This is a genomic window from Fibrobacter sp., assembly GCF_045131395.1.
Classification (GTDB): Bacteria; Fibrobacterota; Fibrobacteria; order Fibrobacterales; family Fibrobacteraceae; genus Fibrobacter.
In genome coordinates, this window is sequence record NZ_JBGUQY010000016.1 from 32557 (window position 1) to 57500 (window position 24944).

At 49.2% G+C, this 24944-nt stretch carries 25 protein-coding genes, 1 tRNA gene and 1 pseudogene; 14 read left to right on the forward strand and 13 right to left on the reverse strand.

What is annotated here, in order from left to right; genetic code table 11:
* Positions 1-16: 16 nt before the first annotated feature.
* On the reverse strand, positions 17-646 hold the full coding sequence (gene tmk / locus ACJMNB_RS05275) for a dTMP kinase (RefSeq protein WP_405339691.1): 630 nt from the start codon (positions 644-646) through the stop codon (positions 17-19).
* Between the two features lie 97 nt (positions 647-743).
* On the opposite strand from tmk, the gene ACJMNB_RS05280 reads away from it, so the two are divergent.
* On the forward strand, positions 744-1748 hold the full coding sequence (locus ACJMNB_RS05280; RefSeq protein ID WP_405339693.1) for a hypothetical protein: 1005 nt from the start codon (positions 744-746) through the stop codon (positions 1746-1748).
* Positions 1749-1759: 11 nt separating this feature from the next.
* Here ACJMNB_RS05280 and ACJMNB_RS05285 read toward each other — a convergent pair whose 3' ends face one another.
* The 4 genes from ACJMNB_RS05285 to ACJMNB_RS05300 form a co-directional block, all read right to left on the reverse strand.
* The gene (locus ACJMNB_RS05285; protein ID WP_405339695.1) at positions 1760-3382 is read right to left on the reverse strand and encodes a hypothetical protein; all 1623 of its coding nucleotides are present in this window, start codon (positions 3380-3382) and stop codon (positions 1760-1762) included.
* A complete protein-coding gene (locus ACJMNB_RS05290; RefSeq protein ID WP_405339697.1) occupies positions 3372-4913 on the reverse strand; it encodes a hypothetical protein in 1542 nt (513 codons plus the stop codon). Before ACJMNB_RS05290 ends, ACJMNB_RS05285 begins: the two co-directional genes overlap by 11 nt.
* A 61-nt stretch (positions 4914-4974) precedes the next feature.
* A complete protein-coding gene (secA, locus tag ACJMNB_RS05295; protein ID WP_405339699.1) occupies positions 4975-7932 on the reverse strand; it encodes a preprotein translocase subunit SecA in 2958 nt (985 codons plus the stop codon).
* A gap of 94 nt (positions 7933-8026) precedes the next feature.
* On the reverse strand, positions 8027-8515 hold the full coding sequence (locus ACJMNB_RS05300) for a low molecular weight protein-tyrosine-phosphatase (protein ID WP_405339701.1): 489 nt from the start codon (positions 8513-8515) through the stop codon (positions 8027-8029).
* 26 nt (positions 8516-8541) lie between these two features.
* Here ACJMNB_RS05300 and ACJMNB_RS05305 point away from each other — a divergent pair, with 26 nt between their 5' ends.
* Positions 8542-9051 carry a DNA-deoxyinosine glycosylase gene (locus ACJMNB_RS05305; protein WP_405339703.1) on the forward strand — a complete coding sequence of 170 codons (510 nt, stop codon included), beginning with the start codon at positions 8542-8544 and terminating at the stop codon, positions 9049-9051.
* A gap of 1 nt (position 9052) precedes the next feature.
* Here the strand turns inward: ACJMNB_RS05305 and ACJMNB_RS05310 are convergent, their stop codons facing one another.
* Positions 9053-9682: a GNAT family N-acetyltransferase gene (locus tag ACJMNB_RS05310; protein WP_405339705.1), complete on the reverse strand. Its 630-nt coding sequence runs from the start codon at positions 9680-9682 to the stop codon at positions 9053-9055.
* A 96-nt stretch (positions 9683-9778) separates the two neighbouring features.
* Between ACJMNB_RS05310 and ACJMNB_RS05315 the strand changes: the two genes are divergently transcribed.
* Positions 9779-10570: a thioredoxin family protein gene (locus ACJMNB_RS05315; RefSeq protein ID WP_405339707.1), complete on the forward strand. Its 792-nt coding sequence runs from the start codon at positions 9779-9781 to the stop codon at positions 10568-10570.
* A 20-nt stretch (positions 10571-10590) separates the two neighbouring features.
* On the opposite strand, the gene ACJMNB_RS05320 is transcribed toward ACJMNB_RS05315, so the two are convergent.
* The 4 genes and pseudogenes from ACJMNB_RS05320 to ACJMNB_RS05335 all read right to left on the reverse strand — a co-directional run bounded on the left by ACJMNB_RS05320 (position 10591) and on the right by ACJMNB_RS05335 (position 13943).
* Positions 10591-11523 (reverse strand): TolB family protein, encoded by a 933-nt coding sequence (locus ACJMNB_RS05320; protein WP_405339740.1) that lies wholly within the window; start codon positions 11521-11523, stop codon positions 10591-10593.
* 207 nt (positions 11524-11730) lie between these two features.
* Positions 11731-12468: pseudogene (locus ACJMNB_RS05325) on the reverse strand (Gfo/Idh/MocA family protein); the annotation flags it as partial.
* Between the two features lie 480 nt (positions 12469-12948).
* Positions 12949-13347 (reverse strand): pyridoxamine 5'-phosphate oxidase family protein, encoded by a 399-nt coding sequence (locus ACJMNB_RS05330; protein ID WP_405339709.1) that lies wholly within the window; start codon positions 13345-13347, stop codon positions 12949-12951.
* 89 nt (positions 13348-13436) lie between these two features.
* On the reverse strand, positions 13437-13943 hold the full coding sequence (locus tag ACJMNB_RS05335; RefSeq protein WP_405339711.1) for an O-acetyl-ADP-ribose deacetylase: 507 nt from the start codon (positions 13941-13943) through the stop codon (positions 13437-13439).
* A gap of 105 nt (positions 13944-14048) precedes the next feature.
* On the opposite strand from ACJMNB_RS05335, the gene ACJMNB_RS05340 reads away from it, so the two are divergent.
* From ACJMNB_RS05340 to ACJMNB_RS05390, 11 genes are all read left to right on the forward strand, one after another.
* Positions 14049-14525: a VOC family protein gene (locus ACJMNB_RS05340; protein WP_405339713.1), complete on the forward strand. Its 477-nt coding sequence runs from the start codon at positions 14049-14051 to the stop codon at positions 14523-14525.
* Positions 14526-14813: 288 nt separating this feature from the next.
* Entirely contained in the window at positions 14814-15488 is a 675-nt protein-coding gene (locus ACJMNB_RS05345) for a hypothetical protein (RefSeq protein WP_405339715.1), read from the forward strand.
* Between the two features lie 36 nt (positions 15489-15524).
* Positions 15525-16262 carry a hypothetical protein gene (locus ACJMNB_RS05350; protein WP_405339717.1) on the forward strand — a complete coding sequence of 246 codons (738 nt, stop codon included), beginning with the start codon at positions 15525-15527 and terminating at the stop codon, positions 16260-16262.
* A gap of 166 nt (positions 16263-16428) precedes the next feature.
* Entirely contained in the window at positions 16429-17082 is a 654-nt protein-coding gene (locus ACJMNB_RS05355) for a 16S rRNA (guanine(527)-N(7))-methyltransferase RsmG (RefSeq protein ID WP_405339719.1), read from the forward strand.
* The gene (locus ACJMNB_RS05360; RefSeq protein WP_405339721.1) at positions 17079-17864 is read left to right on the forward strand and encodes a ParA family protein; all 786 of its coding nucleotides are present in this window, start codon (positions 17079-17081) and stop codon (positions 17862-17864) included. Before ACJMNB_RS05355 ends, ACJMNB_RS05360 begins: the two co-directional genes overlap by 4 nt.
* A 3-nt stretch (positions 17865-17867) precedes the next feature.
* Positions 17868-18863 (forward strand): ParB/RepB/Spo0J family partition protein, encoded by a 996-nt coding sequence (locus tag ACJMNB_RS05365; RefSeq protein ID WP_405339723.1) that lies wholly within the window; start codon positions 17868-17870, stop codon positions 18861-18863.
* Between the two features lie 6 nt (positions 18864-18869).
* Positions 18870-19670, forward strand: coding sequence for a M23 family metallopeptidase (locus tag ACJMNB_RS05370; protein WP_405339725.1), 801 nt, complete (start codon positions 18870-18872; stop codon positions 19668-19670).
* 36 nt (positions 19671-19706) lie between these two features.
* On the forward strand, positions 19707-20096 hold the full coding sequence (locus ACJMNB_RS05375) for a polymer-forming cytoskeletal protein (RefSeq protein WP_405339727.1): 390 nt from the start codon (positions 19707-19709) through the stop codon (positions 20094-20096).
* Between the two features lie 406 nt (positions 20097-20502).
* Positions 20503-21243 carry a metallophosphoesterase family protein gene (locus ACJMNB_RS05380; RefSeq protein ID WP_405339729.1) on the forward strand — a complete coding sequence of 247 codons (741 nt, stop codon included), beginning with the start codon at positions 20503-20505 and terminating at the stop codon, positions 21241-21243.
* 46 nt (positions 21244-21289) lie between these two features.
* Positions 21290-21362 (forward strand) — tRNA-Met (locus ACJMNB_RS05385).
* A 22-nt stretch (positions 21363-21384) separates the two neighbouring features.
* Positions 21385-21840, forward strand: a complete 456-nt coding sequence (locus ACJMNB_RS05390; RefSeq protein ID WP_405339731.1) for a hypothetical protein — start codon at positions 21385-21387, stop codon at positions 21838-21840.
* 284 nt (positions 21841-22124) lie between these two features.
* Here the strand turns inward: ACJMNB_RS05390 and ACJMNB_RS05395 are convergent, their stop codons facing one another.
* From ACJMNB_RS05395 to ACJMNB_RS05405, 3 genes are all read right to left on the reverse strand, one after another.
* Positions 22125-23468 (reverse strand): diguanylate cyclase domain-containing protein, encoded by a 1344-nt coding sequence (locus ACJMNB_RS05395; RefSeq protein WP_405339734.1) that lies wholly within the window; start codon positions 23466-23468, stop codon positions 22125-22127.
* Positions 23469-23553: 85 nt separating this feature from the next.
* The gene (locus ACJMNB_RS05400) at positions 23554-24327 is read right to left on the reverse strand and encodes a lysophospholipid acyltransferase family protein (protein WP_405339736.1); all 774 of its coding nucleotides are present in this window, start codon (positions 24325-24327) and stop codon (positions 23554-23556) included.
* 78 nt (positions 24328-24405) lie between these two features.
* On the reverse strand, positions 24406-24570 hold the full coding sequence (locus ACJMNB_RS05405; RefSeq protein WP_405339738.1) for a hypothetical protein: 165 nt from the start codon (positions 24568-24570) through the stop codon (positions 24406-24408).
* Positions 24571-24944 lie beyond the last annotated feature (374 nt).

Genomic DNA, 24944 nt, shown 5'->3' on the forward strand with positions numbered 1-24944 from the left:
TAAGGTTAAAGTTTTTCTAGAGTCTCGCCTTTACAAGCTTATACAAGTCTGCAAATACGGCTTCAGGAGTGCGGTCCGCATCAATAGCCGCAACGCAGTCGCTGTAGTCACGGGCCGCGGCAAGGTACCCCTTGCGCACCCTCTCGAAAAATTCGGCCTTTTCACTTTCAAGGCGATCGGGTGCCTCGCCCCGCTTCGCGGTGCGCGCGCGTCCCCGCTGCACGTCAATGTCGAGCACAACAGTCAATTCCGGAAAGCAACCGTCGCAAGTGATTTCAGTCAGTCGCTGCACAAGGTCGGCACCCAAGCCGCGGGCATAACCCTGGTAGGCAAAAGTGCTCCATGCGAAACGGTCGGCAATCACGATCTTTCCCGCATCCAGCGCGGGCTGGATAATTTCTGCAATCACCTGGGCGCGTGCTGCATTGTACAACAAAAGCTCAGTCTTGTCACTCATGATTCCCTTGAAGCTTGTATCCAAAAGAATCTCTCGTACGCGTTCCGAAATCTTCGCGCCGCCCGGTTCACGCAACTTCACTACGGAATATCCTTCCTTCGTAAGCGCGTCGATCAACATGTCGATCTGAGTCGTTTTGCCCGACCCGTCGATACCTTCCAAACTAAAAAAATGCTTAGCCGTTTTCATAGTAGTTTTTCTTATACTTCAAAAAGTTAGAAAAAATTTATCATACGCCAAGAAAATGCTATCTTTTAGGCGCTTTTTGCAACTAATGGAGTTTTTTATGCCCTCTGAAAATGCGATTATTGAACGTGCCGAAATGTATTTGCGCAAGCTCTCTTGCGGAATCAACCCTCTGACAGACGAAATCCTGCCCGAAGGCGATTCCTGCAAACAGGAACGAATCAGCAAGTGCCTCGCCTATGTCGCATCACTGTTGCAACAGCAATTGAACCACGACCATGTGGCCCCCATTCCTACAGAACAGCCCCGTGCCGTAAAGCGCGCCGCAAAGCCCGTCATGCAGGAACTGGCCCTTGACGCCGAAGCCCTTACCCGCTACCGCTTTTTCGACTACCCCGTTTCCATTTCCCGCGTGGTCCGCAACATCAACGAACTGCTTCCGCGCAACGTGAACATGAATCACCTGCTGTACGCCGACGTGGCGAACTTCCTGGTGCAAGAGGGGATTCTCGAAAGGCAGACCACCGAAGACGGCAACGAAGCCAACCTGCCCACCGCCAAGGGCGAATCTTACGGTTTCGAAAAGGGCGAATCGGAACTGCGCGGCCACCACAACATTTATACCCAATGCTGGCAGCAAGCGCAGCAGTTCATTCTGGATAACATCCAGAAGTGCATCGCCATCGCCAACGAACGCTTTGCCAACCGCAAGGCCAACCAGGCTCAGGGCGACGACCAGGAAGCTGCTCCCAAGCGCGCACAAAAAGAAAAATTCCACCTGACCGCCGACCAGCTCAAGGAATACCCCAGCGAAGACACTCCGGTGCCCGTCAGCGAAATCGCACGCCGCCTCAACGCCCTCGTAAGCGACAACATGGAACGCATCTACTACAAGGTCATTCGCGACTGGTTCGTGGAACAGGGCTATCTCGAATTCAAGAATTCCCCGGAAGGCCGTAGCGCATTCCTGCCCACCGAAAAAGGCGCCATGGGCGGGCTCTTCGTGGAATCCCGCACCGGCAAAGACGGCGAGCTATACGATGTGGTAATGTACGATGCCAAGGCCCAGCAGATTTACCTGGACCACCTGGCAAGCATTTCTTAAATCTGCTCTTGTCAATAGCTACTCGGCGGTGCACACATCGCCTTACCGGTCACATTCTCATTTGCCGCATAACAGTTACGGCTTGACGAGCAGCCAGCATTATTATTACCGGATTCTTGGCAATGGCAGGCAATGTTGTCGCCATTACCGTCAAAATCCATAAGCCTGCCACCCTGGCATACGATCAAGTATCCACGCTGTCCGCGTTGTTCGTTAATGCAGTAACGAATCGAATTGTGACATACACCGAGCATTTTTCCGTCCGCATCGCACGAAACGCGAGGATTCCAACTTGAATCCCTTGCGGCCATAGTAGTTGTAAAGCTTTCAACTTTTAGCGTGATTGGATAATATCCTGTTAGCGTTATATTTGCAAACTTATAATCGGAATGATGATTGTATCTCCCTGTGTCCTGTACATATATAGTAGAGTCTGGACAGAAATATTCTCCGTTTTCTCCGCAATTTTTGCCTAACATACGACCTTCTTCATCATATGTATATCCTACCGAATATCTCCCATCGAAAGCACCCCTCACCTCGACCCACGTCCCTTCGTAGCAACGGTACATGACGCCATTGTCAAATTCGTCATTCACGCATTTATGGTCGCCATCCTGGCATTCCCCGCACGAGACGAGTTTCATAAACCAGTGCGATTTACCGTCATCATCTGTATAATCGCCTACATGTGTGCGCTTGCACGAGTATCCGTTTTCGCATTGCTCGGTCATCATGGTGGAACCGAACCTTCCATTGACGCACTGCGTTACGCGACCGGCACCATCGATGTCATTGGAGCATTGCTTTTCATAGTTCAGACATGTTCCGCAACTATTCCCGTCGCAAGATACATTGCCGCACGCTTCCTCTATCTTTTTTCCGCCTTCGCACTTCGTGACCGTTCCCTTGAATTCTGCGTCGTCGGTACAGGTGCTCACGTTGTTCACGCACTCGCCGCAACCATTGCCATCCTCGTTACAGGAAACGGACCGGCAACTATATTCGACCTTCCTTCCCTTGATGCAGGCCTTGACAGTACCGATTCCCTTTCCGTCGTTGGTGCAGACAGCCGGCGTGTCGTCTTCCGAGCATTCGATCTTGGACATGTTCATGTCGCAGTCGTCGCCTTTCTCGTTGCAGGCAGCGGTCCTGCAGCTGTATTCAATCGACTTTCCCCGGATACAGGTCTTGATAATGCCGATTCCGTCCTTGTTGTTGGTACAGACGTCCGGCTCGCCTTCTTTACATTCCTCTACAATACTGCTGCTGGACTTCGCCGAAGAACTGGACTTGTCCTTCACGTCACCGGATTTCGTGGAGGAACTCGACTTCTTTTCAGTCTTGACCTCGACACTATCCGGGAGAACAATCTCCTTCCACTCGCTTTCGTGGCAAAGGAGGTACACATTTTCTTCGGCGACATACACGGTATCGCCTTCATTGGATTTGCCACAGGAGTCCAGGTCATCGGCAGCTTCGATTTCCGGGACGGTTACGGATTCTGCCGAAGATTCATCGTCGCCACCACAGGCTACCAAGGATGTAGCCATCAGTACAGCGAAAAGGCCAACGCATAGAATTCTTGCTTTCATTTCTTTTCCACCTTCCTTCGGGTTTTGACTAGTTTCCATATTCGTAATCTGGATCGTCTTCAATTTCAAATCCGGTCTTGTCTTCTGCCCTTGGCGGCTGGCACATTCTCATGCCGGTCACCGCAGTTTGTCCCGCATAGCAGTTAGAACCCGACGAACAGCCACCATTATTATTACCGTATTCCTGGCAATGGCAGGCAATGTTGTCACCGTCGCCGTCAAAGTCCATAAGCCTGCCGCCCTGGCATACGATCAAGTATCCATTTTTACCGCGTTCTTCGTTAACGCACAGACGAACCGAATTGTGACATACACCGAGCATTTTTCCGTCCGCATCACACGAAACGCGACTGTTCCAATTAGCATCCTTTGCGGCCATAGTAGTTGTAAAGGTTTGAACTTTTTGCGTGATTGGATAATACCCTGTTAACGTTATATCTGAATACCTACCAAAAGATTTATGATTGTATCTTCCTGTGTCAAGTGTAGTGAATCGCTTGCCGCAAACATAACTCCCATTCTCTAGCGTGTCCAATATCAAATAACCGTCATCACCGTACATGCATGTGCTGAATCCATCACTACCATTGATTTCGTGCCACTCTCCTTCGTAGCAACGGTACATGACGCCATTGCCAGAAGGGTCATTTGCACATCTAAGTTCACCTTCCAGGCATTCCCCGCACCTGGTAAACTTCATTTGGAAAAAACCATCCTCGTTCTCGCCCACCTTGGTGCGCTTGCACGAAAATCCGTGTTCGCATTGCTCGGTCATCACGGAACTGGGCTTCCCGTTTACACATTGCGACATGACGCCGACACCATTTTCGTCATTTTCGCAGGTTTTATCATAGTTCCTGCATATTCCGCACTTGTCTCCGTCGCAAGACACGTTGCCGCACTTTTTCTCTTGCTTTTTCCCGTTCTCGCATTTGGTGACCGTTCCCCTGAAATCCTTGTCGTCGGTACAGGTGCTTACGTTGTTCACACATTCGCCGCAGCCAGAGCCTTCCTCGTTACAGGAAACGGACCGACAACTGTATTCGATCAGTTGTCCCCTGACGCAAGTCTTGATGATACCGATACCGTCCTTGTTGTTGGTGCAGACAGACGGCGTATCTTCGTTGCATTCGTTCCTGGACATATTCATGTCGCAATCATCGCCTTTTTCGTTGCAGGCGGCGGTCCTGCAGCTGTATTCGATTAGCCTTCCCTTGATACAGGCCTTGATGATGCCGATGCCATCCTTGTTGTTGGTGCAGACGTCCGGAGTTTTACTTTCATCGCATTCGTCCGCGTACTTGCTCGCCAGGAAATCGCTTTCGTCCGTTTCGCTGCTGCTGGACTTAGTCGAGGAACTAGACCCGGTCGAAGAACTGGACTTGTCCTTTGCATTACCGGATTTCTCCGAAGAACTCGAGATTTCCGAAGAGCTCGAGTCCTGATCGTCGTCAGATTCGTTTTCCGGAACGGTTACGGATTCTGACGAAGAGTCATCGTCGCCGCAAGCCACAAAGCAAGATGCAGCCATAAAAGCAGCCATCACGACGCATATAAAGCTTTTCTTCATAGATTCTCCTACAGTAGCAAAAAAGCCGCAGCGTTAAAGCTGCGGCTATTTTAAATACAAATTACTCCAAGTCCTTGCCGTGGCACTTCTTGTACTTGAGGCCAGAACCGCACCAGCACGGATCATTGCGACCGAGCTTCGGAGCCTGCTGCTGAGCGCGACGGCGAGCAGCGGCGACCAACGCAGGGTTCACCTGACGGGTGCCCGGAAGTGCGGACTGCGGCATGGGCTGGGCTTCCTGCTGTTCTTCAGAAATCGCATTGGTTTCAGAAGTAGCGGCAGTGCCTGCGAGACCAGCAGGCTTTGCGCCTTCGGCGCTCAACTGTTCGGCCGGTTCTTCGGCATTTTCAGCAGGTGCTTCGGCCGGGGCTTCAGCGGCATTCTGAGCGGCAGCTTCTTCGGCAGCCTTGCGTTCTGCTTCGACCTGTTCCTTGCTCTTGAGCTGCAACTGGTCCGGAGAAACAGTCACACCGTTCGGGAGCGTAATGCGGATGTTCAGAATGCGGAGAGCCGTAAGGGTTGCAATCTTTTCCATGCAGCCTTCGAACAGCTTGTAACCTTCGTTCTTGTAAACCATCAGCGGATCCTTCTGGGCGTATCCGTGGAAGCGGATAGAATCCTTCAGCTGGTCCATGGCGTACAAGTGTTCCTTCCACACCTGGTCAATGGTCATCAACAAGAAGCGGCGTTCAATCTGGCGGAAGTCGGCTTCCGGAATAATCTTCGTGAGCTTTTCGTAGCGGGCCTTGCAAATGCCGATGATTTCATCGAGCACCTGTTCCGGCGTCTTGCTCATGGCATCTTCCAGCGTCAGGTTGTATTCCATGCCCAGGCTGCGCTGCAAGTCGATATGCAGGCCTTCCAGGTTCCAGGCTTCGGCATAAGTCTTGGCCGGAATGTAGCTAGACACCTTGATATCGCAGGCATCTTCGATGCGGTTCATGATTTCTTCGCTGATGTCTTCGCCGTTCAGAATGCGACGGCGCAGGCCGTAAATCACCTTACGCTGTTCATTCATCACGTTATCGTAGTCCAGCAAGTGCTTACGGATATCGAAGCTCTGGCCTTCCACGCGGCGCTGTGCACCACGGATGGAACGGGAAACGATCGGGTGGGTAATCACTTCGTCTTCGCCCACGCCAAAGCGGGTCATCAAATTCTTCACGCTATCGCCACCGAAGATACGCATCAGGTTATCGTCGAGGCTAAGGAAGTACTGGCTAGAACCCGGGTCGCCCTGACGGCCAGAACGACCGCGCAACTGGTTGTCAATACGACGAGATTCGTGACGTTCGGTACCAAGCACATGCAAGCCACCCAGCTCGGTAACTCCCGGGCCAAGGGCAATGTCGGTACCACGACCGGCCATGTTGGTTGCAATCGTCACCTTGTCCTTGTGACCGGCATACTGAATGATTTCGGCTTCGCGACCATGGTTCTTGGCGTTCAACACTTCGTGCGGGATGCCTTCCTTCTCCAGGAGGCCATGCAAGTGTTCGGACTTTTCGATAGAGGCCGTACCAACGAGCAGCGGCTGGCCCTTTTCATGACGTTCCTTGATTTCGGCCACAATGGCGCGCCACTTGGCATCTTCAGACTTGTACACCATGTCCTGCAGGTCCTTACGTACGCAGGGCTTGTTGGTGGGAATCACCCAAGTGTTCATGTTGTAAATCTTGATGAATTCCGTAGCTTCGGTTTCGGCGGTACCCGTCATACCCGAAAGCTTCTTGTACATGCGGAAGTAGTTCTGGAACGTAATCGTTGCAAGGGTCTGGTTTTCGCGACGGATCTGCACGCCTTCCTTGGCTTCGATAGCCTGGTGCATACCGTTGCTGTAACGGCGGCCTTCCATGAGACGGCCCGTGTTTTCGTCAACGATGATGATTTCGGTATCGCGGACGATGTAGTCCACGTCCTTTTCGTAAAGGTACCAAGCCTTCAGGGCGTTATCCAAGAAGTGCACCCAGTCGGCATGTTCGCCGTACAGGTTCGTAATGTGCATGAGTTCCTGAATGTGGTTCACGCCCTTTTCGGTCAGCTGGATGTTCTTGTCCTTTTCGTCGACCGAGAAGTCCTTGTTCTTGATAAGCTGCTTGGCAATTTCGTTTGCCTTGGCGTACTTTTCGGTAGCGTCTTCGGCCGGACCACTAATAATAAGCGGCGTACGGGCTTCGTCAATCAAGATGGAGTCCACTTCGTCGACGATACAGAAGTTGAGTTCGCGCTGCACCAAGTGGTTCGGTTCCACAGCCATGTTGTCGCGCAGGTAGTCGAAGCCGAATTCGTTGTTGGTACCGTAAGTTACGTCGGAGTTGTAGCTCACGCGGCGTTCTTCGGGGCTAAGGCCGTTCACAATCAAGCCCACCGTGAGGCCCAGGAACTTATAGACCATACCCATCTGCTTGGCGTCACGGCCAGCCAGGTAGTCGTTCACCGTCACCACGTGCACGCCGTGACCGGAAAGACCGTTCAAGTAAACGGGCAAGGCGGCAGCAAGGGTCTTACCTTCACCGGTCGCCATTTCGGCAATGGCACCTTCGTGGAGCACCAGGCCACCGATCATCTGCACGTCGAAAGGCATCATGCGGAAGGGCTTCACCGATTCAGGGTACAGTTCGCGAACCTTGGCGTACACGGAGGCGGGCAGGTAAACTTCCCATTCGTTCTTGCCGGCGGCAAGTTCGGCCTTCGCGGCATTCACCGATTCCTGGAGTTCAGGGCCCAGGCGGCTAAAGTCAAAGTTGTTTTCCGGCTTAAAGATATTGAAGATACCCAGGCGGCGGTCGCAAGCTTCTTGGCACACGGCAAAGGCTTCGACCTTGATATCGTCAAGGGTAGCACCGTTCTTGAGTTTTTCGCGGAATTCTGCGCTCTTGGCGGCAAGGGCGGCGTCATCCAGAGCTTCCAGGGCTTCGCGGGCCTTGTGGATTTCGGCAATTACCGGGCGCAGCTGCTTGACCTTACGTTCGTGAGGGGTACCAAAGATCTTATGAAGAACGGTATCGACTATACTCATCTTTTTCCTTTTTACGGCCGAGGGCACTGCCCGCGGACACTGATTAAAAAATTACGGGGATAATTTAGCAAATAACATGCCAATTCAAAATCGTTTAGTCTTGAAACAGGGGCTTAATCTGGGCAAGCATGGCCTTGCAACCCTCATTTACATCGTCCCAAGTTGCAACAAAATCGCCTGTATACCAGGGGTCCGCCACATCGCGGCTCTTGCCGACCCAATCCATCAACAGCGAAACCTTCCGGTTTTCCACCGGGCCCGCTGTTTCACGCGTGTACACGTCGGCAGGCAAAATCCAGCGCAGGTTGCGCAAATTGTTACGGTCCATGAGCACGATGTAGTCGTAATATTCATAGTCGCGGGCGGTCATCTGGCGAGCCGTTTTGCCGCTGCAATCGATGCCGTGCATGGCAAGCATGCGGCGCGCCGGCGGATACACAGGGTTCCCGATTTCTTCGGTACTTGTCGCAGCGCTCGCTATCTCAAAATCCTCGGAATTCCCCACCAGCTTTTTCATCACGAATTCAGCCATGGGGCTTCGGCAAATGTTCCCGTGGCACACAAACAAAATCTTGATTTTCATGCGAAAAATATAGTATCTTTAAAGCCATGAAAAAGCCCGCCAGCAAAGCCACGCGCACCCGCGTCACCCACGAATTCCCGGCCCTGTACGACCGTGAATCGCAAGTGCTCATGCTCGGCTCCATTCCCTCGCCCAAGTCGCGGGAAATGGCATTCTACTACGGGCACCCGCAAAACCGATTCTGGAAAGTCATGGCTGCCGTCCTCGGCGAAGATATTCCCGAAACCATCCCGCAAAAAAAGGCCATGCTCAAGAAGCATCACATCGCCCTGTGGGATGTTCTGGACAGCTGCACCATCGTAGGCGCCAGCGACACAAGCATCGAAGACCCCGTCGTCAACAACATCGGCGAACTCGTAAAGAAATCAAAGGTTTCACGCATCTTCTGCACCGGCGCTACTGCCTACAACTTGTACAAAAAATTCTGTGTAAATGATGTCGGCATTGAAGCCATCAAGCTCCCGTCCACATCGCCCGCCAACTGCGCTGTTTCACTAGAAAAACTCATCGAAGCTTACAAGGTGATATTAGAATAATTCACACCTTTTTCTTTACGCTCCAACTGCCCATGATTTTACCGTCATGGGCAATTTCGCACTCGTGAAACACCTCAAAACCGCGGTTCTTGTAGAACGCCAGATTTTTCTCGGAGTTCGTGAACAATATCAGCTGATCAGCGCTACGTTCGCGCACATAATATTCCGTAAAGGCGACGAGCTTGGTGCCAACGCCTTTTCCCTGAAAAGCCGGATCCACCGTCAGCGAACTCATATACCAAATGTCTGGACTGCTTTTCTGGTAATCGTGACACGGCTTGCCAGCCGCCTCGTCCATGGCGATCCAGTTGTTCATTCGCCTGACATTCACGCCCCAATACACCTGCAGCCAGCCGTGAATCAAGAACTGAAGGACCGACGGTCTCTTGAAATGCGGGGGCTCGAGCACCGCCAAGCCCACCATCTTGCCGTCTACCTTGGCAACCAAGAAACGCGCCTTCTTAAAAGTCGTGAGCCATGCCCTGTACATCACCGCCCAAAGCACCCTCAACCTTTCCTTTACGTCAGGGAAAAAGTTCACAAAATATGCGTAGTCCTCATAGGCCCTCAACGAGAACGCCACGGCCTCTTTCAGTTCCTTACGCTCCAAAATTCCAAATTCGACTTCCAAAAATCACTCCCAGCAAAAACCAACAAACCTCTTTGCAAAATCTAATATACATTATGCTTTATAAAAGAGTAATAGTTTTTTCCTATATTATTTCACATGAAACTGAATAAAATTGTAGCTTTCGCCTGCGCCATGATTTTTATGGCAGGCGCCATGACTCACGCCAACGCAAAAAACGCTCAGGCCTACAACGAAGACATTAAAATCGTCAAGGTCAACGACAGCAACTTCGAAAGCGAAATCCTGCAATCCAAGAAGCCGGTCATCCTGGAAATTTCTTCTACCAGCTGCCCGCCGTGCCTCATCATGATTCCGACTCTCATCAGCATCGCGAAAAACTACAGCGACATCAAAATCGCTTCCGTCGGCATCGACGAGCCGGGCATCGACAGAATCAAGGCATCGCTCCCCATCCAGGCGTTCCCGACATTTTTCCTTATCAAGGACGGCAAGATTGTAAACAAGTTAGTCGGCGCCGTCAAGGAAGAAGAACTGCTGGCAGCCCTGCAATACACGCCTAAAAAAGGGGCAGCCAAGCCCGCAAAGAAATCAAGGAATTCCCCGAAGAATCTCGTGTGCAAGACGAACGGACAGTTCAACGGCCTCAAGAATCTCGTAACCATCTCGTTCGTATTCGGCGCCACCGAAATCGAAAATGTCGACATCGTGACCGACGTGTTCGTGCCGCCAGAAATGAGCGACAAACGCGAACAGATGATTGAACACGTGCGCGCAAGCGGCAAGGGCGAAGTGACTCCGACCATGACAGGTTTCCGCATGCACATCGACAACAACTGCCGATTCATGAAGGCCATGGACATGAAACGCACCTCGACTTACGGCGAGATGCGTGCCGGGCTGGAACTGCAGGGTTTCACCTGCGAATAATCGGATAACCCGCCGCCAAATCAGCGCGTCTTTTCATACCTGACATACGCAAACCGGCGACTGTCCGGCGCCCAGGAATTCACGTTGATGGTTCCCTGGCCACCGAACAGCTTTAAGATTGTACGCGGTTCGCTCCAGCCAGCTTCATCGCTACCGGTCATCAGGCGAATTTCCACATTCTTGTTGGGCACATGCTCACCCGGCCGCACGTCGCGTTCATGGTAAGCGAGCATGACCACTTTCTTGCGGTCCGGCGAAATATGGGGGAACCAGGTGTTCCAATGGGCGTCGAAAGTCATCTGCGTCTGCTCGGAACCGTCGGCCTTCATTCGCCAGGCCTGCATGCGGCCAGTCCGCACCGAATTGAACCAGATGTATTCGCCGTCGCAGTCGTATTCCGGACCGTCGTTCAAGCCAAGGGCTGTCGTAAGCTGAATTTCGTTACCGCCGGCAGTAGGAATGGTATAGATATCGTATTCACCATGACGTTCGGCGCAATAGGCGAGAGTTTGACCATCCATCGTAACCCCGTGGAGGTAACTGGGAGCAAGGGGAGTCACCAGTTCCGGCGCACGACCGTCAAAGAAAATCTTGTAAATTCGAGAAAGTCCGTCTTCCTTGGTGTGATGGCTTACAAAAAGCCCCAAGTTATCGGGTGAAAGCACGTGGTCGTTGTTGCAATTGTCCACAAAATGGGAGGGAACCTCTAAAATTTTCCCGGATTCCATTTCGTACTTGAAAATGCGACCGTTACTATTATAAGTCAGGATTTTTCCGTCGGCGCTCCAGTTGGGTGCCTCGATCACGCAGTCAAATTCCTTGAGCAGCTCTGATTTTCCGGTTTCGATATCGAAAACTTCCAGATAGGACTTGTCGCCGGAGCGGTCCCACACCTGAGCGGGGGAGAGCTCGAAGGGGTAAGACACACCCCAAGCCGAACGCAGGTTGTCCATCTGCGTCATCATCTGCATGGTTTTCGCATGCGGCATTTCGGCACATTCCTTCAGTCCCTTTTCAAGGGCTGCCTTGCAGGCAAGCACCTCGTACTCGTAACAGTTTTCGATACGCGGGGGAATCCTGGATTCCACCATTTGCCCGGCAACATCGAACAGCTGGATTTCCACCATGTCGTTCAGGTTCTGCACACGAATAAATCCGTCGGTACCGTGAATCACGCCCTCGTTCTTGAGGGGCGCCACCATGGAAGTTTTCAAGTGCGCCACCTGGCCATTCGCATAAACCAGGTCAATCCAGTCCGTGGCATCCACACCCGTGTGGAACTTGACGCAGTGAGTCTTGGTCTCTACGACATGGTTGTCGCCGTCGCCATTCAAGAAAATATCCGCAAAAGTCAGGCTGTAAATACCCAAGTCCAAAAGGGCGCCACCCGCCAAGGCGGGGTTCCACAAACGCTCAATATGGGAAAGCGGCATCGAAAAGTCGGCTTCCACGCCCTTCACCTTCCCGATCTTGCCTCCGGCAATCCAGTCCTTGACCATCTGCACTGCCGGCAAGAAACGGGTCCACATGGCCTCGCACAGGAACACACCCTTCTCTTCGGCAAGGGCGACCACCTCGGAAGCCATCAGCGCATTAGCCGTAAATGCCTTTTCCACCAGAAGGTTTTTGCCGTGTTCCAAGCAAAGCAGAATATTGTTGTAATGCTCGGAGTGGGGGGTGGCCACATAAACCAGGTCCACCTGGGGGTCTTTCACAAGTTCCTCGTAACTGCCGTAGGCCCGTTCAAAACCATAATCATCGGCAAACTTTTTAGCCTTGTCCATGGAACGGGATGCCACCGCATACGGCTCAACACCCATACCGCGAGCTTCAATGGCCTTGACAGCCTCAGCCATCTTCGTGGCAATAAACCCACAACCGAGAATAGCAAATTTCATTATAAAACCTCGCTACTAATATAGACTTGTTTGGGCAATCCGTGGTCAAATAATAGTCTTATAAATGGACTCATGCGTATACATCGACACCCCTTTTCAGCTGTTGATAAGTCAACATTTCAGTCCATTGATCTTTTACGATTATCAACACACATGTTAATATAGAGTTAATACTATGTTCAATCGTAAATATGTGAATTTTCAATTCAAACACATTATCCACAAATGTGTAAATTTGTTTCACGTGAAACTTTCGTTTTTTGAAAAATTTAGACGGGATAAAATTCACCTGTTGATACAATAATTGAAAATATCCCAAATTTATTCACCATATTGAAAAATGTTGAAGAAATCCATATATCTGTTGTTAATAGAATGTTTACAAAATTTATCCACAAAAGTCCTACTTTTGTAGTGGAAAAAAGAAAATCCCGACTTCAAAAGCCGGGACTCTTCCGAGAAAAAGACTAGGATAAATGACTAGAATTTCACAACTCGCGGAGCAGCGCCGAAGGCATAGAACGTGGCAGTGGCATCCTTGAAATAGAGCACTTCGGTGTTAGGGTCTTCGACAGAATACATGGACCTGAGTTCAGGATAGTGGTCAAGCATGTGAGCCTTGGGTTCACGGCGATCATCGCGAACCAGGGTACCGGCGACGCGAACCCACTTGGTGCCTTCGCTGTTCATGCCGCAAATTTCGACCTTGCCGTTCTGCTGGATCTGCTTGGAGCAATCCTTGGTCTTGGAGGTCTGGATGTAGAGCTTGCCTTCAAAAATTTCGATGGTGCCGAAGGGGCGAACACGGGGCTGGTCACCTTCCACCGTGGCCAGGAAGTAGGCGCCACATTCCTTGAGAAAGTTCTTGACTTCTTCCATTATGTTTCTCCTTTTAATTAAAAATCTCGATGTGTTCATTCCGACCCATGAGCCGGGATACATTCCTATTTATAATATAGTAAAAAGAATTAATGCGAAGTCGCAACAATCCGCCTATATATTTCTTCCATTTGAGCTGAGAAGCAACAGAAGATTACCTTCTTGACTTTTTGAGCCGGGAAGTTCCGGACAGTCTTCACGGCAATCTCGGTAGCAGCTTCCCAGGGGTAACCATAAACCCCAGTGGAAATAGCGGGGAAGGCAACCGTCGCACAATCGTTTTCTTCCGCCAAATCAAGACAGCTTCTATAGCAAGATTCCAGAAGTGCCGGTTCACCATGTTGGCCATCTCGATAGATCGGTCCTGGAGTATGGATGACAAACTTTGCCGGCAACCTGAACCCGGGAGTAATTTTTGCCTGGCCAGTCTCGCAACCATTCAGGGGAATACATGCCCTCAAAAGTTCCGGACCTGCCGCCCGATGAATGGCGCCATCGACTCCGCCACCACCCAACAAGGAGCAGTTAGCCGCATTCACAATGGCATCGACATTCAGCTTGGTAATATCACCCTGAATAATTTCAATCTCTATCATATTGAACCTCGGCTATAATATAATAATTATCATCCCTATGTGAATAGATGTTGAAAACTCCGTTTCAAAACAATCTGTTTTTGTATATATTATAGTGGGTTATTTATGAAGATAGAGCATATTGCCATTTGGGTAAAAGATATCGACAAGGTCTGTGAATTCTACCGGAAGTATTTCGGTGGAAATATTCACCCCCTTTATCACAATCCCAAAAAACAATTCACCAGCCGATTCGTCACCTTCGAAGATGGCGCCCGCCTGGAAATCATGCACCGTCCCGACATATGTCAAGACAACGATGTTGGGACTTTGACAGAGTCAAAGTCCGACATGCTCATGCTCGATCATGGTGGTGTACAAGCACCCCCTCACGATACTCGCCATCGCATGTTTCACGTGGAACATCTTGGAATAGCACACATTTCATTTTCTGTTGGTTCAAAAGAAAAGGTGGACCTCCTAACCAAAGAAATGTCCGAAGACGGAGTCTCCATCGTAGGGGAGCCCCGAACCACCGGCGACGGGTACTATGAAAGCGTGGTCCTAGACCCCGAAGGCAATCGAATCGAAATAACCGTCTAACGCCATTCCCTTGATACTAATTATCAAGGGGTTCTTTTATGTTGGGTCTTTGGGTTCGCCAAATCCCGACATACTCATGCTCGGTCATAAAAATATGCAAGCATATTTTTGCGACTTTCAGCTCGCTATGTTGGGACTATGGCTATGCCATAGTCCGACACCCTGCGGTTACCAAATAAAAATGCGCAAGCCCATTTTTGCTTGGTAACCTTGGTTGTGTTTCACGTGGAACATCTCCTTTCTTGGGCACGAAGTGTCCTAACATAAAAATTAATGTATATTAGGGACATGAGGAGAACATTATTCATTCTGGCATTAGCTGCCTTAAATGTGCAGGCCGTCGACTGCATCCGACACACCTTCAATTATTTTGCGACGAACTTCGAGGAACACGCACTCGTCATGGCTGGTGATATGTTGCCGGATAGTCTATATTCGGAACAGAACGGCCTGGTCTATACCATCAAGTATCATTGGACAGGCGCCCATCTTGACAGCATGGGTCTGTACCAATCTTGCCGCGCCCGCAATATCGAAAAAAGATCTACCTACATTCCCGACTGGGAAATCGACTCCACCAAGGTAGGCAATGTCAAGAAATACGACTGGAAATCCCAGAAAGAAAAAGGATGGCACTTCACGGTCTACCATGCAAAGGATTCCGTCTATATCGATATAGACAAGGAACAACACCAGACATTCTACATCAAGAACGATACCATCCACGAAGTCAACAACTGGATTCCTATGCAAAGGATCATCTATCGCGATCCGAATAACGAAAGCAAGTGCATCCGAACAAGCGACAAAAAGAACTTCCTCATCGGCACCTATGAATACGAAATGAAGGGAAACAACCTCATCCAGAAATCTGTCAAGTTCGACAATAACAGGTACTTCAGAGCCCCCGACCCCTGCACAGGCGGCAATGAATATACCACTATATATTATAAGAAGAGATAAAAAATCAACTCAACATTTTATACTATATTTCCTCCCATGAAAAAAGTCATTCTCATTCTCTCCATTCTAGCATTAGATGTTTTCGCCGTTGACTGCATTCGAGCAACATTTAACGCCTATGTAATGCTGTACACCATCTACAGCGAAGACTACGAAGGACTCCGCACAGACAGCATGTACGTCGATAAGGGATCCTCCATCTATGCTTCCAAAGACTACTGGACCGGAAACCACCTGGACAGTGTCATCGAATATGGTAAATCCAGCGACTCCGAAGAATGGGAAAACAGGGTGAACCTCATGAACAGGACCGCCACCGTTACGCAGGAAGGCGACCTGAAGAAATACACCATCTTGGACGATGGAGAAATCGATTCAGAATATTTCATTTTCCTCGATAAAGATTCCCTATACTATAAAGAAGGTATAGAAGATGACACTATCTATATTAAGAATGATACTCTCCACAGAGATCATGGTGAAGAAACAATCGTTAAAGATGCGGATAACGAAAACAAGTGCTACGATAAAGATAGAGACAATAATGTTTGGATGACATATGAGTACGAGACTAGGGGAGACACCCTTATCCAAAAGAGGACTCATCAGGATGGTGGCAAAGTCCTAATCACATTCATGGTCCCTGTAGATAGCAATTCTACCACCACCATCCAACGCAAAGTTCGCCCGGCAATCATCCCCGAAAAAGCCAAACATTTCGACCTCCTCGGTCGCCCAACCAAGGGAAAGTACACCGTGGATTTTCTAAAATAACGTTCCACGTGAAACACAACCGAGGTTTATTTTCACATCATTTCAACATTTATCAAAAACTTATCCACGAATATTTTAAAAAAGTGAAAGGGCACAAGCCCTTTTTTTTGATTTTGTGATTTTGGAATACTAAATTATGTTCGGATTGTTTCACGTGGAACAAAAATTGAGTTACAGAGAAAACAAAGAACAACAGAGTCTTTTAAACCAGTTCTTGAAAGAACATGGTATCGAACTGTCCGAAGACGTATTGGGCAAGCTCTATGACTTCGCCGACTTGGTAGTAGAAACCAAGCAGTTCGGCAACTTGATTTCGGCAAAGGATTCCGAAAAGTTTTTAAGCAGGCACATTGCAGATTCCCTCGTTCCCTATATATATATAGTGAACGAAATTTTGAAAGCTGTCCCTGCAGGTGCCAAGTGGGCCGACATGGGAGCCGGTGCAGGCTGCCCGATTTTCCCGCTGGCCATCGTGATGCCCGAAGTAGAATTCTATGCGGTGGAACCCCGCAACATGCGCGTACAGTTCATGAAGTACGCCAAGGAAAAATTGCACCTGGACAACCTCACCGTCGTAGGCAAGCGTTTCGAAACTTCGGGACTTGCTTACCTGGATTTCGTGAGTTGCCGTGCACTTTCGACTTTCGAAAACGACTGGGAACGTGCCCAGCCGGGACTCGTCGGCGGGGGAAAATTCCTCACGCTCAAGAGCTATAACAACATCGTTCACCTGGAAAACGATCCTGCAGTACACATATACAAATATGCACTGCCCCAGGAAGAACAAACATACGCCTTAGTCACTCGAGGTAATGAATGAGTAAAGTGATCGCTGTCTGTAACCAGAAAGGTGGCGTGGGTAAGACCACGACGGCCGTGAACCTGGCTGCAAGTTTTGCCGCATTGGAAAAGAAGACCCTCCTTATCGATATGGACCCCCAGGGTAACGCATCGCAGGGTCTCGGCTACAACGAGATGCAGGATGTGGATATCCACGAAATCCTGAACATGGCCGACAATCCGGACAATATCACCTACGACAATATTAAAGAAGCAATCCTTGATACGAGCCTCGACTACCTCAAGGTCATCACCTCCGGACCGGACCTCGCCGTCATGGAAATCGAACTGGTGAACGCCATGAGCCGCGAACGCCGTCTCGAACGCGTGATGAATGTCCTGAAGCAGACCTTCGAATTCATTATCATCGACGCTCCTCCGAGCCTGAACCTTTTGACGCTGAACGTGCTGACCGCAGCTACCAGCGTGCTCATCCCGGTGCAGTGCGAATACTACGCCCTGCAGGGTATGACCGAACTTTTCAAGACTATCCGCGAAGTCCAGAAAAACCTGAACCCGAACCTGAAGATCGAAGGCGCTCTTCTTACCATGTACGATTCCCGCCTCAGTCTCTGCAAGCAGGTCGCCGAAGAAGTCCGCGATAACCTGAGCGATACCGTTTTCCAGGCAATGATTCCGAGAAACGTGAAACTCTCCGAAGCTCCTTCTCATGGCAAGCCCGCTATACTTTACGATGTGCAGAGCAGCGGTGCACAGGCCTACATGAAACTCGCCGAAGAAATCTTGAATAAGGGAAAGTAATCAATGGGTAAAAAATCTTTCGCACTGGGTCGCAGCCTTTCCGATATCCTCAAGGATCACTCCGCACCGGCCGCGGCAGAAATTCAACAGTCCAATCCACAATCCGGCGAAAATGGCGCCGAAGTTTCTTCCGCTGTTGATAACTCCCAAAAAGTCGTAGAAATCAACGTCGACCTTATCGACCCGAACCCCTTCCAGCCCCGTAAGGTATTCAGCGACGACGAGCTGGTGGAACTGGCCGAATCCATCGAACAGCACGGCTTGATCCAGCCCATCGCTGTCCGCAAGGTGGGCGACCGTTACCAGCTGATCAGCGGTGAACGCCGTACCCGCGCAAGTAAGCTTGCCGGACTTCCGACCATCAAGGCCCAGGTTTACGAAAACCTCGACGACAAGGCCATGGCCGAATGGGCACTCATCGAAAACATCCAGCGTGTCGACCTGAACCCGGTGGAAGTTGCCAAGTCTTATCAACAGTTAATCGATAACCACGGCTATACTCACGAAGACTTGTCCAAGATTGTGAGTAAGTCCCGCTCTGCCATTACCAACGCACTGCGCCTGCTGAAGTTGCCGGCACAGGTGCTCTTATGGATAGAAGAAGGCAAGATTTCCGGCGGTGCCGCCCGCGCCCTCTGCAGCGACAAGATTCAAAACGCCGAAGAGTTGGCCAAGCGCGTCATCGATGAAGGATTGAACGTCCGCCAGATCGAAGCCCTTGCCCGTGGCGAAGACATTTCCAAGCCGCAGGCTGTCGAAACGGCAGTCGAACCTAAACCCGAAGACCAGCCTGAAGTTCACAAGCCCGAAGTCGAAGCCAAGCCGAAGCCCGAACTCAGCGCCGACATGAAACAGTTCGAGATGCGTCTCGAAACCTTCTTCGGAACGAAGGTCCAACTGAACCCCAGCGCCTCCAGCGAATCCAAGGGTACTATCGTTATTAACTATTATTCCATGGACGACCTGAACCGAATCCAGGAACTCATGGAAAATCGATAGGCGAAAATGAAAGGCAAGTATTACACCATACAGATTATCCCGGAAGATTCCAAGGAAATCAAGAAGTACCGCGTTTCCACAAGGTGGTGGCTCTTCTTGAAAATTTTCCTTGTCCTGTTGATAATCGCATCTGGCGTGCTCATCTACAATGCGGGCCGTATCGGAAAAATCGTCGTGCAGTACGAAACCATGCGCACCGCCAATGCCCAGCTCGCTAAGCAGAATGCCAACTACGAGGAACTCTTTTCAAGAATTGACTCCCTCTGGGTCCTGGAAGAACGTATCCAGAATATCCTCGGCACCTTCATCGAAAACGATTCCAACAAGATCAACAGTCTTATAGACAAGAACCGTTTCGCCCATACGCCTTCCGAAAAAATCAACGTGGATTACGAAGGCATCCACGGGTGGAAGTCCATGGAAGAAAGGAGCCGGCTGGAACATATTCCCAACGTGATTCCTGTCGTCGGAATCGTGAGCAAGAAATTCAGCGAAGAGAACGACCACCTGGGGACCGACTTCTCTGCCCAGTCCGGCGATCCCGTCTTTGCGTCGGGTAGCGGCATCGTGGAATTTGCCGGCCAGAAAGACGAACTGGGAAACACGGTCGTCATCGACCACCAGAACGGTTACGTCACGAGCTACTCCCATCTCAGGGATATCCGCACCCGCAAAGGGCGTTCTATCGGCAAGGGTGAAATCATAGGAACTGTCGGAAACACGGGAAACAGCAGTGCACCGCACCTACATTACTCAATTACCAAAGATGGCAGGGAAATGGACCCCGAAGATTTTATAAATTATTAACCGCGCTGTCGAGCGCATAACAACCAGAGGTAAATCATGGCTACAAAGGAACAGGAAATTACCCAGATTGGCCACAGCGTGACCATCAAGGGCGACATCAGCGGCAACAGTGACGTTCGAGTCGCAGGCAACATCAACGGCAGCATCACGATCGAAGGCGAACTCATCGTCGAACGCCAGGGTTATGTCGAAGGTGAAATCAAGACCACTACCGCTGTCATTGCAGGCTCCGTCAAGGGTAACATCGACTGCTCCGACAAGCTGATCCTCGAAAGCACTTCCCAGTACGAAGGCAACATCAAGACCAAGCGTCTTATCATCCAGGAAGGTGCCATATTCCAGGGCAACTGCCAGATGAACGCCAAGCCTGCCGCTGCAGAAAAGCAGGCCGCTGCTCCTAAGAAAGAAGCAAACGCTCTCCTTTAATAGAAAGCCAAATATTTAACGAAGAACCCTCTTGTCAGAGGGTCTTTGTTTTTTAAGAAAGGGACAAAAATTTAAATCCACAACCATACTATAAAACATCAATTATTTATATAAATGATAATGATAATTGACAGGGTGAATAGTGAATATAATTGTGGAAACGAAAACTTAACTCAATGACAGTCAAAAAGTTATAAAACTAAATTTGATGAAAATAAATGTTGAAAACTTTCAATCTGTTCACTTTTTTCAATGTTGATAAGTGTTGAAGGTGAGTTTTCAATGCCAATTCACAGGCGATGCACCAAATTATGTTGAAAACGCTATGATAAGGGTCACATTTAGTAAAAAAATGAAAAAAATCATAATCATAGCCCCAATATAATAGTTATATTGTACAAACAAAATGTCATCAAAGATCTTAAAAATAGGTCAGATATCCGATATCCATATCGGTAATGGGGACGAGCTCGTACAGGGAATCGACGTTTGCGCGAATTTCCGTAAGGCTCTTGAATCCAAGTCCATGCAGAACCTGGATCTTTTGGTGCTGTCCGGAGACCTTTCGGAAAATTCCGAACCGGGCGCCTACGAATACGTTGCCTCCCTGCTCAAGGACTACAAGAGTCCTTACTGCATTATTCCCGGCAACCACGATGACCTCAATATCATGCGGAAACATTTTGACCTTGAATCCAAGATTCACGGTGACAGGTGTTTTTACCGCTACGACCTCCAGGGCCGGACCATCTTTTTCCTGGACAGTGCCTGTGGCAATGTTTCACCGGAACAGCTGACCTGGCTCAAGACCGAAGCTGCAAAGATCAAGGATGAAGTTATCTTGTTCATGCATCATCCGCCCTGCTTCTGCGGTCACCGCTTTATGGACTTGCGTTACCATCTCGAAAACATGGTCGAGGTGCAGCAGGTTCTTGCAGGCATCAAGAACTTGACCCACATCTATGTTGGTCATTATCATCACCATTTCGAAGTGAATATGGGTCGTCAGGTTGTGCACGTTGCACCGGCAACCCAGTTCCAGATTGATCCCGGTATGCCCTATTTTAATTTGAAAAGTGCCGATCCAGGGTGGCAACTGATCGAATGGGGCGAAAAAAATGTAGAAACTACAGTTTATTTTGAATAGACCCCTTGAATTTTTAAAACTATTTGACTAAATTTGGGAAAAATTTGGCGGCTTAGCTCAGTTGGTAGAGCGTCGGAATCATAATCCGCAGGTCTGTGGTTCGAGCCCACAAGCCGCTAGTATTTTGAAAAAGAGGCTGATATGTCAAGACGAATCCTAAAAGTGGCGTTGTTGATGATCGCCTCTTTTTTCGTAACTCCGGTGTTTGTCGCTTGCGATAGCGCTGACGATAACGTACCTGAAATGAACCAGGTACAGGCATCCACTCCCAAGACCGTGCCTATCGTGCAGGTCGATGCCTTCACTGCCCCTTCCTCTTCGGAAATCACTGCCGAAAAGGCAAGGCTCTATGTGAAGACCAGTGCCGCCCTCGTGGAACTCGGAGTCCGTTGGTCCGAAAGAATCGACAAGGCTAACGATACCGAAAAGATCCAGATCCTCAATGCCTACAATGTGGCCCGCGACCAGCTCTGCGCCCGCGTCGGTCTCGCCGGCATTGCCGAATACAACTGGATTACTGCGGTTGCCGTTCCCGATCCGAAAAACAAGGCAACTTTCGAAGCTGCCGGCATGCGCACCAATACCAATAATAACTAGCCGTTTTTCGGTAAGCTATTTAGTGTAATTATTACTAGAATATTGTAATCAAATCGGTTTGACATGAACCACGCCGCAATTATATATTTGGCGTGGTTTTTGGTGTGTTGTGGGTTTCCACTACGGGGTTAGAATGTACACACTTACCGATTATGCGACAACTGTTATGTTGTTCAAACTGTTCTGCATCGCAGGCTTTACAGTCCTGATGCTCATTTACCTTTGCTGGTATTCTAAATTCTGGACAGACGAAGATTTTCCGGGAATGCGTCCGGAACGCAAGGCTACTTCTGCAGATTCTTCAGATCCGGTGAAAACACCTTGTGAAAATTCCTGCCGTGTTCCTTCACGTGGTAAAGTGCAGTGTCTGCAGCCCGGTAAAGGTCTTCGAATTTTTTCCCGTGTTCGGGGAATATGGATATCCCTATTGAAAGTGAAACGCAGCTACCTAAAGGTTCACGGGGGAAAAGGCGTTTTACTTTGTCCGAAATTTTTGTCGCGAGTTTAAGGGCGGTTTCGCTCTTTTGAACATCGCGCAGGTAGACCATGAATTCGTCGCCACCGATGCGGCCCTTGATATCCATTCCCTTGAAGGTTCTCTGCAATATATTCCCGATAGCGGTCAGCACCCGGTCTCCGGCGGCGTGACCGAATGAATCGTTGATGTCCTTGAACTTGTCTACATCGATCATCATGAGTGCGCCGCTGGTGTCGTCCGTGGCGTTGTTGATGATATTGTTAATTTCGCTTTCTGTTTCTTGCTTGTTCAAGAGCCCGGTAAGGGAATCTGTCTTGGAACGTTTTTCCAGCTGCAATTTCATCAGCTGAACTTCCGTCACGTTATTGATCAGGGCGATAATGCCGTTGACTTTTCCGTTTTCGTCAAAGACGGGACGCTTGATCAGTTCCAGGTATTCGGCACCGTCTTCACCTTCTTCCTTGATCACGTAATTGGTACCCTTGCCCGTGCGCAAAAGTTCCTTGTCGGACTCCATGGCCTTCAGGGCGTTTTCCTTGTCTTCGCGGATTTCCAAATCCGTCTTTCCGCGGATGGTCCAGTTCGGGTCGTTTTCGGTATGCAGGTGATGCCAGTAGTGCGTTGCAAAGACGTACTTGCCTTCGGCATCTTTCAGGTATATATTGGATGGCAGTTCCTTCAGGATTTTTTCAACTTCCGAGAAAGTTGCGGAGTCCTTGCCTTTGATGCAGTTGGTAATCCGGAGATGAATCAGTTCTTTCTGGAATGGCGGCTCGAAATACTCGTTCGCGCCCGCAGCAATGCAAAGCTTGTAGTCTTCGGAATTCGGGACTGCAGAAACGGCGATATTGGGAATGCCCACGAACCTTTTGTCTTCGTTCAGTTTTTGCTGTAACCAGAAACCACTTTTCTTGCACAGCTCCACGTTGAAGAGGACGGCAGAAATGCTGTCGTGTTTTTTGTCTACTAGCTGCAGGGCTTCATCTTCGGATTCCACATCTACGATAGGATACTGTTCAGAAAGCAGCGAGCGGAATTTCTTTAAGGCGTTGCCTTTTATTTTTACGAGAACGAGCTTGCGCTTCGCGATAGGCTGAACCACCTTCGCATCTTCTATATTGAAAATATTTTCGTTTTCAAGTATCTGCATTTATAACCCAATTATTCATATATATAATTTTTTGAAAAAAAGGTATTACAGTATATTCCAATTTGGAATATCATTTTGCACTAAATCACTTGCTATAAATTTCCGGATTGCAGCTGAAAAAGCGTCGGTGGGTCCATCCATACCAAAGAGCAGGATTTTCTGCAATTCGGTTTTCGAGCCAGCGGTTGAACGTATCGTTTATGCTGCCGTTTATAGGTGTTGCCTCTATTGCGTGAAGAATCCTTTCGTTCCTGGATTTAGGTTCTTCGAGCCAGCAGATAAATACGGGAGTTCCCGGGCGGTGTTTCAGCAAAAAGTCCGGCAGCGGATTGACGTGTACCTGTTTTCCGAGGAATGTTGCCTTGGCGGCACTTTCGATTCGGCTATCTTGATCCATCAATAGGCAGAACAAATTTTTCTCGTCAAGGAGCCGCAGAAACTCGCGGGGGTTCCTGGCGTTCACTGAATAATTTCTTTGGTCTACGGAACGGATTCTGTTTTCGACAATGCGGTTGAGCATTGCGGGCTTTAACGGTATGTAGCTTGCCTTGAGCGGAATACCTAGGCGGCAAAGCCAAGGGCCAATTGCCTCGTAGTTACCATAGTGTGCAGTTAAGAATATTCCGCCTTCGCGCATCTTTTCTAGAACGGATTCGCTGCCGTCTGAAAGTTTGTATGTAATATGGTTTTGCTTGAAGGGATAGCTATTGAAATCGTGCGGCAATTTTTTAAATGAACCGAAGTCAAAAAGGATATCGCTGACGTGTCGAGACAGGTTAGAAATAATTTGTCTATATTCTTTAGTATAAATTATTTTCGAGTGAGTAGACTGGGCATAATTCAAATTAGCTTGTACCACATTTCGTTTCCAGCCGGATGCCAGCAGGAGTCTATAAAGAACTTTCTCGAGAATGTAGCCGGTCTTGAACAAGGCGGATTAATCCTTGTTGGGTTTTGACTTGTTCTTGCCGGAGTCATTGGCAGATTCACTGAAAGGGAATACGAAGCGTCCACGGAGAACGCAGCCGGGAGCTCCCGGATCGCATTCCTTCTTGCGTTTATTGCAGAAGGTATTCCTGAGGTGTCTGCATTCGTAACTCATATATAGAATTATAGAAAAGAACCGGGAGAAAAGAAAAATTGGGTAAAAATAATGGCTATGACTGACCATAGACTTAATAAATATGTTAACAGAATGTTGATAAATTGAATATTATGTGGATATAAAACAAAAAAATGGAAAAAAGTGAAAAAAAAAGAAAAAAATGCGCAAAACCTCTTGACAATCGTCACATAAAGTTCTATAATTGGCCTCACCCTCGAACGGGACGGCTGAGAAGCTGAAACGAACGAGAAACGGAGGCCCGCGAGGCCGCCGGGAAGATTGAAGGAATCGGAGATGTGCTTAGTGACGGGTCCAAGAGATTTCTTGGAAAGTCAATTATACGAACGTGATTAACGGGACCAAGACTTTAA

What these genes read in the sequence shown, in the direction of transcription:
- tmk (WP_405339691.1), bottom strand. Translation starts at nt 646, where the DNA reads ATGAAAACGGCTAAGCATTTTTTTAGTTTGGAAGGTATCGACGGGTCG.
- ACJMNB_RS05280 (WP_405339693.1), top strand. Translation starts at nt 744, where the DNA reads ATGCCCTCTGAAAATGCGATTATTGAACGTGCCGAAATGTATTTGCGC.
- ACJMNB_RS05285 (WP_405339695.1), bottom strand. Translation starts at nt 3,382, where the DNA reads ATGGAAACTAGTCAAAACCCGAAGGAAGGTGGAAAAGAAATGAAAGCA.
- ACJMNB_RS05290 (WP_405339697.1), bottom strand. Translation starts at nt 4,913, where the DNA reads ATGAAGAAAAGCTTTATATGCGTCGTGATGGCTGCTTTTATGGCTGCA.
- secA (WP_405339699.1), bottom strand. Translation starts at nt 7,932, where the DNA reads ATGAGTATAGTCGATACCGTTCTTCATAAGATCTTTGGTACCCCTCAC.
- ACJMNB_RS05300 (WP_405339701.1), bottom strand. Translation starts at nt 8,515, where the DNA reads ATGAAAATCAAGATTTTGTTTGTGTGCCACGGGAACATTTGCCGAAGC.
- ACJMNB_RS05305 (WP_405339703.1), top strand. Translation starts at nt 8,542, where the DNA reads ATGAAAAAGCCCGCCAGCAAAGCCACGCGCACCCGCGTCACCCACGAA.
- ACJMNB_RS05315 (WP_405339707.1), top strand. Translation starts at nt 9,779, where the DNA reads ATGAAACTGAATAAAATTGTAGCTTTCGCCTGCGCCATGATTTTTATG.
- ACJMNB_RS05320 (WP_405339740.1), bottom strand. Translation starts at nt 11,523, where the DNA reads ATGGACAACCTGCGTTCGGCTTGGGGTGTGTCTTACCCCTTCGAGCTC.
- ACJMNB_RS05330 (WP_405339709.1), bottom strand. Translation starts at nt 13,347, where the DNA reads ATGGAAGAAGTCAAGAACTTTCTCAAGGAATGTGGCGCCTACTTCCTG.
- ACJMNB_RS05335 (WP_405339711.1), bottom strand. Translation starts at nt 13,943, where the DNA reads ATGATAGAGATTGAAATTATTCAGGGTGATATTACCAAGCTGAATGTC.
- ACJMNB_RS05340 (WP_405339713.1), top strand. Translation starts at nt 14,049, where the DNA reads ATGAAGATAGAGCATATTGCCATTTGGGTAAAAGATATCGACAAGGTC.
- ACJMNB_RS05345 (WP_405339715.1), top strand. Translation starts at nt 14,814, where the DNA reads ATGAGGAGAACATTATTCATTCTGGCATTAGCTGCCTTAAATGTGCAG.
- ACJMNB_RS05350 (WP_405339717.1), top strand. Translation starts at nt 15,525, where the DNA reads ATGAAAAAAGTCATTCTCATTCTCTCCATTCTAGCATTAGATGTTTTC.
- ACJMNB_RS05360 (WP_405339721.1), top strand. Translation starts at nt 17,079, where the DNA reads ATGAGTAAAGTGATCGCTGTCTGTAACCAGAAAGGTGGCGTGGGTAAG.
- ACJMNB_RS05365 (WP_405339723.1), top strand. Translation starts at nt 17,868, where the DNA reads ATGGGTAAAAAATCTTTCGCACTGGGTCGCAGCCTTTCCGATATCCTC.
- ACJMNB_RS05370 (WP_405339725.1), top strand. Translation starts at nt 18,870, where the DNA reads ATGAAAGGCAAGTATTACACCATACAGATTATCCCGGAAGATTCCAAG.
- ACJMNB_RS05375 (WP_405339727.1), top strand. Translation starts at nt 19,707, where the DNA reads ATGGCTACAAAGGAACAGGAAATTACCCAGATTGGCCACAGCGTGACC.
- ACJMNB_RS05380 (WP_405339729.1), top strand. Translation starts at nt 20,503, where the DNA reads ATGTCATCAAAGATCTTAAAAATAGGTCAGATATCCGATATCCATATC.
- ACJMNB_RS05390 (WP_405339731.1), top strand. Translation starts at nt 21,385, where the DNA reads ATGTCAAGACGAATCCTAAAAGTGGCGTTGTTGATGATCGCCTCTTTT.
- ACJMNB_RS05395 (WP_405339734.1), bottom strand. Translation starts at nt 23,468, where the DNA reads ATGCAGATACTTGAAAACGAAAATATTTTCAATATAGAAGATGCGAAG.
- ACJMNB_RS05405 (WP_405339738.1), bottom strand. Translation starts at nt 24,570, where the DNA reads ATGAGTTACGAATGCAGACACCTCAGGAATACCTTCTGCAATAAACGC.